Below are 11,392 nucleotides of genomic sequence, written 5' to 3'. Positions count from 1 at the left end.
CGGAACCGACCCCATATAGGCCGGGTTCATATCCATCGACAAGGTTTTGATGGATTCGAGCTGGCGGTCACCCAGGTTTCGGAGATAACCGGCAAGACTCTCAACACCACGATCATCCCTTAGCTCAAGCGCTTGTCCCTGCGTATCCGAGATAACGGTGACATACTGATAACCCTTTTTGAAGCTCACCTCATCCACACAGAGGTGACGCGCAGACTGGGGCAACCGTCGGCGCGCCAGTCCTCGCTTTACCGCACGCTGCATGATGTTATCGACGGCATTCCAGCTGAGTTTCAGTTGTTTCCTGACAGCATCAACGGTACTGATTTTCAGCCATGAGAGCACGAAGGATTCGAACAACAACGTATACCGGCTGCCGGGTCCCGCCCACGGAACTGGCAGCGTCAGGCAACCATGTTCCGGGCACATAATGCGGGGGACATCGGCTTCGACTATCGTTGAAAACTGGCAGGTATCGAGATGACGCCATTTGCGATGCCGGTGATCGTGAGCAGGACAGGATTTCCCGCAGGCCGGACAGGTCAACTGAGTATTTTCAGCGATCCCGACAGTAACGGTAACAGACCCCGCATTTTCATCGAGAGAAAGAGACGTTACCTGCCACGGAGCAGACAGGTTGAGGATATGAGCATAGAGGGACTTTTCGTCCATGGTGGTGACCTCTGGCGAATTAATACGCCATTATCATGCCTTTAGCCACCACAACAAGGGAAGACCCATTTTTTCCACCATTTCTGGCGTTATTTCCGGTTTTTACTGAGATCTCTCCCACTGACGTATCATTTGGTCCACCCGAAACAGGTTGGCCAGGGTGAATAACATCGCCAGTTGGTTATCGTTTTTCAGCAGCCCCTTGTATCTGGCTTTCACGAAGCCGAACTGCCGCTTGATGATGCGAAACGGGTGCTCCACCCTGGCACGGATGCTGGCTTTCATGTATTCGATGTTGATGGCCGTTTTGTTCTTGCGCGGATGCTGCTTCAAGGTTTTTACCTTGCCGGGACGCTCGGCGATCAGCCAGTCCACATCCACCTCGGCCAGCTCCTCGCGCTGTGGCGCTCCTTGGTAGCCGGCATCGGCTGAGACAAATTGCTCCTCTCCATGAAGCAGATTACCCAGCTGATTGAGGTCATGCTCGTTGGCCGCGGTGGTGACTAGGCTGTGGGTCAGGCCACTCTTGGCATCGACACCAATGTGGGCCTTCATGCCAAAGTGCCACTGATTGCCTTTCTTGGTCTGATGCATCTCCGGATCGCGTTGCTGCTCTTTGTTCTTGGTAGAGCTGGGTGCCTCAATGATGGTGGCATCCACCAAAGTGCCTTGGGTCATCATGACGCCTGCTTCGGCCAGCCAGCGATTGATGGTCTTGAACAATTGACGGGCCAGTTGATGCTGCTCGAGCAGGTGGCGGAAATTCATGATGGTGGTGCGATCCGGCAGGGCGCTATCCAGGGATAATCGGGCAAACAGGCGCATGGAGGCGATTTCGTACAGGGCATCTTCCATGGCACCGTCGCTCAGGTTGTACCAATGCTGCATGCAGTGAATACGCAGCATGGTCTCCAGCGGATAGGGCCGTCGGCCATTGCCCGCCTTGGGATAAAACGGCTCGATGACAGCGGTCATATTCTGCCATGGCAGAATCTGCTCCATGCGGGAGAGGAAAATCTCTTTTCGGGTCTGACGGCGCTTAGTGCTGAATTCACTATCGGCGAAGGTGAGTTGATGGCTCATGATGTCCCTCTGGGATGCGCTCCGGATGAATATGATGATCTCATATCAGGAACTTGTTCGCACCTTCCCTAATATTCACTGATACTCAGACCGGACAAACGAATTTTATCAGAAACTTCCCTGAACTGCTCTTTCCAACCATTTGTCAAATGTCTTTGTGACGCGATTTTGCAGGCGACGCTGAACGGTGTTCTCCCCAGTTTCTCGGAAAGCCAGAAAAGATGCTTACCAATATCATCATTCGGGACGCCATCGAGCGCATCCAGTAATAAAGTTTCCTCTTCAGCCACCCAGGCCTGGCGGGCATTCGGAAAGCGTGGGTCAGGTACAGGTGCCTGTTTCTCTTCCTTCGGTTTCGACGATGCCGGTATCGCGGGCTTTTTCATGCCGACGCGCGCTTTCATGGCGCCGATGGCGGCGACGGCCAGTACCAGCGTTTCACGCTCCTTGCGCGTGAGCAGGCTGTCCTCACAAATCAGGGTGTTCAGGTTATCGATCAGCGTATTCAGTCTGGGTTCAGTGACTTTCATTTTATGCTCCTGTTCCTTGTGTGGTGGCGATCAGTCCCGGCTCTCATTCACCTGGACGATGACCGGCAGGCCTGCATCAAAACAGGTCTGATACCATGTGGCCACCTGCAGGGGATCGCCCTCTTTTATCCGGCGTATGCCGCCGGCATCCGTCAGCTGCAGGCAGGTGGTACCGTCCAGACGGATCACGTAGGCCGCTTCCCGCAGGAAGTAACGGCCATCACCCAGCTGCAGCTCCACCGCGTCGCCGGCAGCCATCTGGCGTAACGGCAGACGCCGGACGTCTGTCAGCCGTTGTCGTGCCGTTTCAGCCTTGGTAGAGCGGTTCTGCAATGCCGCGACCGGCCTTCGTCAGCTCGACGGCCAGCTGCAGGTTCGGAGCGCGCAGGGTGCGCAGCCAGCCCGCGGCTTCCATGCGCCTGCAGGAGGCGCGCAGGTTCGGCCCGTACACCGGGGCGTCGCCGCCCTGCTCCAGCACCCGCTCAATATCAAGTACTGAAGCGGTCTGGATCTCCTCGGATATATGTTCGAACTGAAGGGAGAAAGCTACAGGAAAAAGACGGCAAAGGCAGTAACCAGCGCGACTTAACGTCGCACTAAAGGATGCGGCCAGAATAGTTGGCGCCAGTCGGCAAAACTAGTTGACGTCTAATACCTGCGGAGCAGTTTTATTTACTGGCAGCCTGAATAATCGACAACGCGAGGCTTTACTGACTTACCTCCGTTAATGCGACAGAGCCCGTTTGGCTGTTTCTAATTCCTCAATGCGTTTTGCGGTGAGATCGCTCTGCTGCTGATGCTCGTTTTTTCGCTGTTTCAGGAAAGCGTCTACTGGTTCGAAAATCTCATTCACCACCTCGCGAATCACCCCCTGCCACGCCTGTTTCAGCCCATCCATCAGCGTGGCGGCGGTGTCTTCTGCGGCTTCTCGACGGCGACGTCTTGCCTGTCTTAATTTTTCATTTTCATTCACGGCCTGATAAATGTTCCAGGCTCCCACGCCCAGAGCAATGGCAGGGCCTGCTAAGCGTCCTGCCGTAGCGGCCCAGCGCTCGATGGTTCTTTTCCCAATCCCTTTAAACAGATTTGGCAACAGATCTTTGGCAATCACTAACCCTTTTTTGGCGCCTGCTTCGGCAAGGGCATTCACATCCAGTTTGTCGCTGTGGCCCATCACCTGCTTCAAGCCCTGTTTCCAGGCAGATTCCTCGTCTTCACTCTGGAAAGCTTTTACGTCGGGACTTTCGGCCTGAGCCTGCCGCATCTCGGCGACCTGCAAGGTTTCACCAATGTCCTCCAGCTTGCGCTGCGTTTTGGGCAGTTCACTTTCCAGTAATGCCTGCTGTTGCTGGAAAATCTTATCTGAAACCACTTCCAGTTCACGGCTGAGATCCGCTTCAAAGACGTGCTTAGAGCGGCAGTTTTCCAGCAGGTCATCAATGGTGCCTGCTAGGACATGCTGATGCTTCTGAATGTTTTTCTCTAAATGATCATGGAGTTGCAGGCTCAGGCGCTCGCACTCACTCTCTACGCGCAGTCTGGCGTCCTGCAAGGCCTCGCTTTCCGGACTGGCGGCGATTTTCGCGAGCGAGAGCAGGGCGGTATCAATGGCCTGACGCAGGTCGCTGTAACAGGTATCGAGCACGCTGTACTGATCGGTTTCCTGCAAAAATTGCGACAGTTGCTCTTCCAGCAAGGTGATCCCGCTTGAGTTGATTAGTCCTGACTTCTGCTCAAGCCTTCCCTTGAGTGCCGAACGGGCATTCACCAGATGAATACTGACTTTGCTGAGTATATCGTCGATCTGTTCCTCGTCGGCGGCATACTGAAGCCGCTGTCTGAGCTGATCGACAAGATGAATATATTCATGTGATTCAGGTTTGAGGCCGGTTTTATTGTTGACGATCAGCATGACCCGTCGCTCTTTTTCGACCAACGAGATCAGCGCCTGCCAGGTCGATTGCTCCTCGACCGCGCCTCCCGTGGCGACGACGAACAACACGACATCGGATTCGCGCAAATGCGCTTCCGTCACTTGCTGATGTTCTTGCGGAGCATCGATGCCCGGCGTGTCATACAGCGTATAGCCGCGCCACTGATAGCCCGTCACCTGATCGGTCATGGGCCTGTCTGCCATCTCAGCATCAGCCCGGCCCATTAATGCGTTCAGCAAGGTGCTTTTTCCGGCGTTATAGACGCCGTAAACCATAATCACTGGCTGCAATTGCTCGCTTTTCGTCATCAGGCGTTTGCCCAGCAAGGCCGCTTCACCCGCAGGTAAACCCACTTCGAGCGTCTCCTGGCAGTGATGGTAAACATCAAAAACGTGTTGATAATCAGGCAGGTTCATTGTTAAGCAACTCCTTTGTCAGGGCCAGATGCTGGCTACGTAATTCCAGTTGTAATGACGTCAGAGCAGTATGGATCTCTGTCACCCAGGCTTTGATATCGCCATAGAAGGCGTTCTCCAGCAGGCACTGTTGCAAATAGTCGGTGGTGATAAACTTATCATCCCCTTTTGCTGATGGAGCTGCACATGAACCCATTCAAAGGCCGGCATTTTCAGCGTGACATCATTCTGTGGGCCGTACGCTGGTACTGCAAATACGGCATCAGTTACCGTGAGCTGCAGGAGATGCTGGCTGAACGCGGAGTGAATGTCGATCACTCCACGATTTACCGCTGGGTTCAGCGTTATGCGCCTGAAATGGAAAAACGGCTGCGCTGGTACTGGCGTAACCCTTCCGATCTTTGCCCGTGGCACATGGATGAAACCTACGTGAAGGTCAATGGCCGCTGGGCGTATCTGTACCGGGCCGTCGACAGCCGGGGCCGCACTGTCGATTTTTATCTCTCCTCCCGTCGTAACAGCAAAGCTGCATACCGGTTTCTGGGTAAAATCCTCAACAACGTGAAGAAGTGGCAGATCCCGCGATTCATCAACACGGATAAAGCGCCCGCCTATGGTCGCGCGCTTGCTCTGCTCAAACGCGAAGGCCGGTGCCCGTCTGACGTTGAACACCGACAGATTAAGTACCGGAACAACGTGATTGAATGCGATCATGGCAAACTGAAACGGATAATCGGCGCCACGCTGGGATTTAAATCCATGAAGACGGCTTACGCCACCATCAAAGGTATTGAGGTGATGCGTGCACTACGCAAAGGCCAGGCCTCAGCATTTTATTATGGTGATCCCCTGGGCGAAATGCGCCTGGTAAGCAGAGTTTTTGAAATGTAAGGCCTTTGAATAAGACAAAACGCTGCCTCATCGCTAACTTTGCAACAGTGCCGTTTTATTTACTGGTAGCCTGAATAATCGACAACGCCAGATTTTGCTGGCATTGCCTCCGTTAATATGACAGAACCCAGTCATCTCGGTGGCGTCAGTCCAGAGGCCTTTGAGCTGGTCTCGTCGTGAGGACAGAATTTGTCTACGGGCGTGGGGTCAGTCCAACATGGCGACTTCTTGCCCACGATTGATTTCTGCCCGGTGATTTTCAAAGGCACCTATGACGAACAAAACTGGCAGGTACTGAGTCAGCGCTGGGACAACCTGCGTGCACAGTTGCACGGCAATCCCTTCTCCGCCAGTGCGCTGCAGGATCATGCTCTGCATAAAGAACTTATTCAGTCGGTGCTGGACAGTGCGCCGAACTTCTCTCCGTTAAAGAGAGCGCATGACAAAGATTAGTTTGCCAGTTTGTTACTGACAGAGAAAAAAGTTGAGCCAACCACAAGGATTCACAATGGGGAATATTGACGGACTGACGCTGATGCAGAGAGAAGATCCTTCATTCGCTGAGCACTACCTGCGTTGGGAAAGTATCAGACAGACCTCAGCATCCCATCAGGTTGCCATTTGCGGCCTGATGAATGCAGGGAAAAGCGCATTACTGAATATGCTGACCGGACACCTGGAACAGGAGTATTTCGCCACCGGCGCGAGTCGCACCACGGCAGACGTACAGTCAATGACCACGGAAAACATTGACTGGCTCGACACGCCAGGCATTGATGCCAGTGACAGCGATGATCACACCGCCTTGCGTGGCATATTGCGTGCGGATTCGGTTCTTTTTGCCCATACCCTGCGCACCGGCACGCTTGAGCAGGTGGAACTCGATTTTCTTGATACGCTGATGCGCCATATCCCCGCTCTGCCGCAGCGATTGATTGTGGTGCTCACCCACGCTGACAGTGTGGAAACCCATCAGCAAGAGAGCATTGATTCCATTACGCGGATTCTCTCCACGCGTTTTGCCGAACAGTTGCCGCTGTTTGTCACCTCAAGCCCGCGTTTTATTAAAGGTACGCTGACGAATAAGCCTAGGCTGGTTCAGCGCAGCGGTATTCCGCAGTTGCTGGCAGCCATCACCACCCGTGTCAGTAGGGCCAATGCATCGCTCGTCTCAGGGCGGGCGCTGGAAAAAGTTCATCTCGACATCATGCTCAAGGGTGCTATCACTGAGGCTCTTGCTCAGCGCGAAGAGAAGTTGAGCGCACTAATGCTGCAACATAAAGAAGAGGAGAAGGCGTTTCGCAAGGCAGCAAAACAGCTGCTAAACGCCCTGCGTCAGCGTATCCCTGATGAGAATAAATCTGACATTTAAGGAAATAACGATGTGGTGGTTACTTATTCCTGTTGTAGGCGCAGTGATTACAGCCGTTGCCGCCTCAGACAGCAGCAGTTCATCTTCTTCATCTGACACCGGCAACAGCCGTGAAACGGCGGCTCGCGAAGCGCTGGAAAAAGAGCAGAGGCGTAACCGGGAGTTGAACCAGGCGGCATTGGTTCAGGATGCCCGCAAAGGCCTGAAGAGGCTGCTGGCCGATCATCCCGCTTTTCTGAAACGCACCCAGCCCGATGACTGGCACACGCTGACGGCGTTCAATCTCGAAAATGCGTTGAGCACCCCGGCGACGGTGAATAACAGTTTCTCGAAACTGCGGGCGCTGTTACCGGATCTGGAATATGTCGGCAACGACAGTGAGGTGCAGATGCATATTCATCAGTTGCAGGGAGAGATGGCGGAGCTGCTCGCACTCAGTCAGCGTCTTTCTGAGGAGATGGATCAATGATTACCTCACCCGCCAATCGTAATGAACTGCTCGCCGTGTTTTCGCAGGTGGCAGAAGGCTTTAGCGCCACAGGCAACAGGATCAAACAGTACGAAGCGCTAATCAGCCCGCTGCTGGCGGCGCTCACCGACACGCAACAGCGTGATCCCTGGGCCAACAGCGCACTCCGACGTGACCATCCCTTTTTGCAGTTTGTTGAAGACCACACTGCGCAGCTGCGTGAGATGCTGCGTCTTCAGGTCGGGGAGATGCTCAGCTATCAACGAAAAAACATTTTTCGTCAGAAGTTTGATGATGCGTTGATGGTCTACGTTTACGGTAAAGTCAAAGCCGGTAAATCCTCCTTTGGCAATTTTATTGCCTGGGGCCATCCCTGCCCGGATGCAGCGCTGAAAAGCCAAGTCGAACCGAAACCCGCCTTCTTTTGTGAAGTTGATAGCGGTACAACAGAAAAGATGTCGGCAGAAAAAATGGCACGCCAGCAACACTTTTCCGTCGGCGTATCGGAAACTACCAGCGCTATTCAGGGTTTCACCCTGCCTGGACTGACCTGGATTGATTCGCCCGGAATTCACTCGGTGACCGCTGAGAATGGTAGGCTGGCGCAGGAGTACAGCGATGCCGCCGACCTTATCATCTATCTGACCAGTTCCAGCAGCCCCGGCAGGAAAAGCGATCTGGAGGTGATGCGCGAAGTTGTTGAGAAGAACAAGCCGATGATGGTGCTAATCCCGGCCAGCGACATTATCGATGAAGATGAAGATGATGAAGGTAATCCCGTTTCTCAACTGATCATGAAGTCAGATGCCGATCGCGTCGATCAGGAAAACTATGTCAGCGAGTCGCTTTCTGCTCTGGTGGACAGCCATAAAGTTGGCGTCACGGTGCAATCCATCTCGGTCGAGTATGCGCGACAAGGCGCAGAAACTGAGCGCAACGCGCGCTGGCAGGAGAGCGGTTTAGAGACGTTTGCCGAAACCGTTGCTCGGATCGCGCAGTCCGATGGCATCAGGATGAAACAACGTACCCCGCTGATTAACCACAAAAATGTTTGCGATTACCTGACCCGCAGTGGCGATGAGATCATCGCGCTGTTGAATGAAGTGTCCGCCGGACTGGATGACGCCGCGCAAAAACTGCATCAGGAGTGTGAACGCCTCTGTCTTGAGCTGGAGGAGCGGCTTAAGCCAAAAATCGAACGTCTGATTGAACGTTACGCGATGGATAACCGCCAGTACCTGTCGCACTGCGCCAGAGTGTGGGAAGATGAGATCGCGACCAGCAAAACGGCGCTGCTTGAACAGGTTCAGCAGGGCTTCGACCAGTTGACGCTTAACCTCAATCAACTGGATGTGATTGACGAGGCGATACCGGGTTTTGAAAAGCGTACAGAGCGCATCGCTTTTAACTCACGTCTGGGGGAAAACGTCGGTAAAGCCGGCGGGGCGGCCGTCGGCACGGCGATCGGTGCCTTCGCGGGAAGCATCATTCCGGGTATTGGAACGGCTATCGGTGCCGGCATCGGCGGTTTACTTGGTGGCATGGTGGGCGGCTACGGTGGCGGCAAAATTGGAGAGAATTTCAATTCAACCGAATATGAAGATATCGAAGTCGGCGATAACCGCGTGGAGGTGGCGTTAAAAACCCGCAAAGTGTTAAGCCAGCGGGCTGAACGCGAGCTGGGCGCGGTAACGGTCATGCTGGAGGGCACTGTTGCAAAGTTAGCGATGAGGCAGCGTTTTGTCTTATTCAAAGGCCTTACATTTCAAAAACTCTGCTTACCAGGCGCATTTCGCCCAGGGGATCACCATAATAAAATGCTGAGGCCTGGCCTTTGCGTAGTGCACGCATCACCTCAATACCTTTGATGGTGGCGTAAGCCGTCTTCATGGATTTAAATCCCAGCGTGGCGCCGATTATCCGTTTCAGTTTGCCATGATCGCATTCAATCACGTTGTTCCGGTACTTAATCTGTCGGTGTTCAACGTCAGACGGGCACCGGCCTTCGCGTTTGAGCAGAGCAAGCGCGCGACCATAGGCGGGCGCTTTATCCGTGTTGATGAATCGCGGGATCTGCCACTTCTTCACGTTGTTGAGGATTTTACCCAGAAACCGGTATGCAGCTTTGCTGTTACGACGGGAGGAGAGATAAAAATCGACAGTGCGGCCCCGGCTGTCGACGGCCCGGTACAGATACGCCCAGCGGCCATTGACCTTCACGTAGGTTTCATCCATGTGCCACGGGCAAAGATCGGAAGGGTTACGCCAGTACCAGCGCAGCCGTTTTTCCATTTCAGGCGCATAACGCTGAACCCAGCGGTAAATCGTGGAGTGATCGACATTCACTCCGCGTTCAGCCAGCATCTCCTGCAGCTCACGGTAACTGATGCCGTATTTGCAGTACCAGCGTACGGCCCACAGAATGATGTCACGCTGAAAATGCCGGCCTTTGAATGGGTTCATGTGCAGCTCCATCAGCAAAAGGGGATGATAAGTTTATCACCACCGACTATTTGCAACAGTGCCGTATTGAGCATAGTCGAGATTGGTGCAGATGACTTCTGATATTGCGTTGTCAGGAGTCGCCTGCACATCTGGCGTTACGCCCCGTCAATTGGTGCAGTCGTCTTCTGAAAATGACAAGTCAGGACTTTTCAAGACTGTCACAAAAACCATCGTTTTTGATACATTAATTTAACCAATAGGTTGCAGATCAAATCGTCTGTAACAGCCTTTCTGGCTGTTTGTATATAATCATGAAAAAATGGTGAGTAGAGTTTCAGGGTAACAGGGGATGCTTATGTCGGTTTTCCACAACTGGCTACTTGAGATCGCATGTGAGAATTACTTCGTCTACATCAAACGCCTTTCCGCCAACGATACCGGCGCAACAGGTGGTCACCAGGTAGGGCTTTATATCCCTTCAGGTATCGTTGAAAAACTCTTTCCGTCTATCAACCATACCCGTGAACTGAACCCTTCGGTTTTTCTCACCGCACATGTGTCATCGCATGATTGCCCTGACAGCGAAGCCCGGGCAATTTATTATAACAGCCGTCATTTTGGTAAAACCCGGAATGAAAAAAGGATTACCCGCTGGGGTAGAGGCAGCCCACTTCAGAATCCTGAAAATACAGGGGCTCTGACGCTCCTGGCTTTCAAGCTTGATGAGCAAGGGGGGGACTGTAAGGAAGTAAATATTTGGGTATGCGCCAGCACTGATGAAGAGGACGTCATTGAGACCGCTATTGGTGAAGTTATACCCGGAGCGCTTATATCCGGCCCCGCAGGACAGATTCTAGGCGGACTATCTCTACAGCAAGCGCCAGTAAATCATAAATATATTCTACCTGAAGACTGGCACCTGCGCTTTCCGTCGGGAAGTGAAATTATTCAGTATGCAGCCAGCCATTATGTGAAAAATTCCCTTGATCCGGATGAGCAACTTCTTGACCGCCGGCGCGTGGAGTACGACATATTTCTATTGGTTGAGGAACTGCATGTTCTGGATATCATCCGGAAAGGATTTGGCTCTGTGGATGAATTTATTGCGCTGGCCAATTCTGTCAGCAATCGCCGTAAATCCAGAGCCGGGAAGTCGCTGGAACTGCACCTGGAGCATCTATTCATTGAGCACGGCCTGCGACACTTTGCGACGCAGGCCATCACAGAAGGTAATAAAAAACCCGATTTCCTTTTCCCTTCCGCAGGGGCTTACCACGATACTGAGTTTCCCGTAGAAAATCTGCGCATGCTGGCAGTCAAGACTACCTGTAAGGATCGCTGGCGTCAGATACTGAATGAGGCCGATAAAATTCATCAGGTGCATCTGTTTACACTCCAAGAGGGAGTTTCTCTGGCTCAATATCGGGAGATGCGGGAGTCGGGTGTCAGATTGGTCGTGCCATCATCGCTGCACAAAAAATACCCGGAGGCGGTGAGAGCTGAGCTAATGACGCTAGGTGCGTTTATTGCTGAGCTGACAGGGCTTTACGCAGATATTCCATAGATTATCTCCCGGCATA

Annotated in this window: 11 protein-coding genes and 3 pseudogenes; 7 read left to right on the top strand and 7 right to left on the bottom strand. The window is 53.1% G+C overall.

The genetic code is table 11. The annotated features are described in order from the left end of the window. Nucleotides 1-12 precede the first annotated feature (12 nt). The 6 genes and pseudogenes from HV213_RS31595 to HV213_RS31565 form a co-directional block, all read right to left on the bottom strand. A pseudogene (locus HV213_RS31595) lies at nucleotides 13-672 on the bottom strand (helix-turn-helix domain-containing protein); the annotation flags it as partial. Nucleotides 673-774: 102 nt separating this feature from the next. Then, nucleotides 775-1,755, bottom strand: a complete 981-nt coding sequence (locus HV213_RS31590; protein WP_000019445.1) for an IS5-like element ISKpn26 family transposase — start codon at nucleotides 1,753-1,755, stop codon at nucleotides 775-777. Nucleotides 1,756-1,823: 68 nt separating this feature from the next. Continuing rightward, the gene (locus HV213_RS31585) at nucleotides 1,824-2,285 is read right to left on the bottom strand and encodes a hypothetical protein (RefSeq protein WP_020805464.1); all 462 of its coding nucleotides are present in this window, start codon (nucleotides 2,283-2,285) and stop codon (nucleotides 1,824-1,826) included. 30 nt (nucleotides 2,286-2,315) lie between these two features. Then, nucleotides 2,316-2,808 (bottom strand): annotated as a pseudogene (locus HV213_RS33430) (hypothetical protein). A 201-nt stretch (nucleotides 2,809-3,009) separates the two neighbouring features. Then, nucleotides 3,010-4,635 carry a GTPase gene (locus tag HV213_RS31570; RefSeq protein WP_020804893.1) on the bottom strand — a complete coding sequence of 542 codons (1,626 nt, stop codon included), beginning with the start codon at nucleotides 4,633-4,635 and terminating at the stop codon, nucleotides 3,010-3,012. Beyond that, nucleotides 4,622-4,831, bottom strand: a complete 210-nt coding sequence (locus tag HV213_RS31565; RefSeq protein ID WP_181486554.1) for a hypothetical protein — start codon at nucleotides 4,829-4,831, stop codon at nucleotides 4,622-4,624. The genes HV213_RS31570 and HV213_RS31565 overlap by 14 nt, the downstream gene beginning before the upstream one ends. On the opposite strand from HV213_RS31565, the gene HV213_RS31560 reads away from it, so the two are divergent. From HV213_RS31560 to HV213_RS31540, 5 genes are all read left to right on the top strand, one after another. Beyond that, entirely contained in the window at nucleotides 4,822-5,526 is a 705-nt protein-coding gene (locus HV213_RS31560; protein ID WP_001067855.1) for an IS6-like element IS26 family transposase, read from the top strand. The genes HV213_RS31565 and HV213_RS31560 overlap by 10 nt on opposite strands. A 228-nt stretch (nucleotides 5,527-5,754) precedes the next feature. Next, nucleotides 5,755-5,979, top strand: a complete 225-nt coding sequence (locus HV213_RS31555; RefSeq protein WP_223878977.1) for a hypothetical protein — start codon at nucleotides 5,755-5,757, stop codon at nucleotides 5,977-5,979. A gap of 55 nt (nucleotides 5,980-6,034) precedes the next feature. Beyond that, entirely contained in the window at nucleotides 6,035-6,898 is an 864-nt protein-coding gene (locus HV213_RS31550) for a GTPase (RefSeq protein ID WP_020804894.1), read from the top strand. Between the two features lie 10 nt (nucleotides 6,899-6,908). After that, nucleotides 6,909-7,367 carry a hypothetical protein gene (locus tag HV213_RS31545; protein WP_020804892.1) on the top strand — a complete coding sequence of 153 codons (459 nt, stop codon included), beginning with the start codon at nucleotides 6,909-6,911 and terminating at the stop codon, nucleotides 7,365-7,367. Then, nucleotides 7,364-9,235 carry a dynamin family protein gene (locus tag HV213_RS31540; RefSeq protein ID WP_228288648.1) on the top strand — a complete coding sequence of 624 codons (1,872 nt, stop codon included), beginning with the start codon at nucleotides 7,364-7,366 and terminating at the stop codon, nucleotides 9,233-9,235. Before HV213_RS31545 ends, HV213_RS31540 begins: the two co-directional genes overlap by 4 nt. On the opposite strand, the gene HV213_RS31535 is transcribed toward HV213_RS31540, so the two are convergent. Next, on the bottom strand, nucleotides 9,126-9,830 hold the full coding sequence (locus HV213_RS31535) for an IS6-like element IS26 family transposase (protein ID WP_001067855.1): 705 nt from the start codon (nucleotides 9,828-9,830) through the stop codon (nucleotides 9,126-9,128). The two genes, HV213_RS31540 and HV213_RS31535, sit on opposite strands and share 110 nt — an antisense overlap. An 82-nt stretch (nucleotides 9,831-9,912) precedes the next feature. On the opposite strand from HV213_RS31535, the pseudogene HV213_RS33650 reads away from it, so the two are divergent. Together HV213_RS33650 and HV213_RS31530 are read left to right on the top strand one after the other, a co-directional pair. Next, nucleotides 9,913-10,008, top strand: a pseudogene (locus HV213_RS33650) (NTP-binding protein); the annotation flags it as partial. 159 nt (nucleotides 10,009-10,167) lie between these two features. Beyond that, nucleotides 10,168-11,376, top strand: a complete 1,209-nt coding sequence (locus HV213_RS31530) for a type II restriction endonuclease (protein ID WP_000110241.1) — start codon at nucleotides 10,168-10,170, stop codon at nucleotides 11,374-11,376. Nucleotides 11,377-11,392 lie beyond the last annotated feature (16 nt).

This window comes from Klebsiella sp. RHBSTW-00484 (assembly GCF_013705725.1).
GTDB lineage: Bacteria > Pseudomonadota > Gammaproteobacteria > Enterobacterales > Enterobacteriaceae > Klebsiella.
Note: the sequence above shows the minus strand (reverse complement) of the source record. Positions and strands in the feature narration are given on the sequence as shown.

Coding starts and splice junctions, on each gene's coding strand:
- HV213_RS31590 (WP_000019445.1), bottom strand. CDS start 1,755: ATGAGCCATCAACTCACCTTCGCCGATAGTGAATTCAGCACTAAGCGC.
- HV213_RS31585 (WP_020805464.1), bottom strand. CDS start 2,285: ATGAAAGTCACTGAACCCAGACTGAATACGCTGATCGATAACCTGAAC.
- HV213_RS31570 (WP_020804893.1), bottom strand. CDS start 4,635: ATGAACCTGCCTGATTATCAACACGTTTTTGATGTTTACCATCACTGC.
- HV213_RS31560 (WP_001067855.1), top strand. CDS start 4,822: ATGAACCCATTCAAAGGCCGGCATTTTCAGCGTGACATCATTCTGTGG.
- HV213_RS31565 (WP_181486554.1), bottom strand. CDS start 4,831: ATGGGTTCATGTGCAGCTCCATCAGCAAAAGGGGATGATAAGTTTATC.
- HV213_RS31550 (WP_020804894.1), top strand. CDS start 6,035: ATGGGGAATATTGACGGACTGACGCTGATGCAGAGAGAAGATCCTTCA.
- HV213_RS31545 (WP_020804892.1), top strand. CDS start 6,909: ATGTGGTGGTTACTTATTCCTGTTGTAGGCGCAGTGATTACAGCCGTT.
- HV213_RS31540 (WP_228288648.1), top strand. CDS start 7,364: ATGATTACCTCACCCGCCAATCGTAATGAACTGCTCGCCGTGTTTTCG.
- HV213_RS31535 (WP_001067855.1), bottom strand. CDS start 9,830: ATGAACCCATTCAAAGGCCGGCATTTTCAGCGTGACATCATTCTGTGG.
- HV213_RS31530 (WP_000110241.1), top strand. CDS start 10,168: ATGTCGGTTTTCCACAACTGGCTACTTGAGATCGCATGTGAGAATTAC.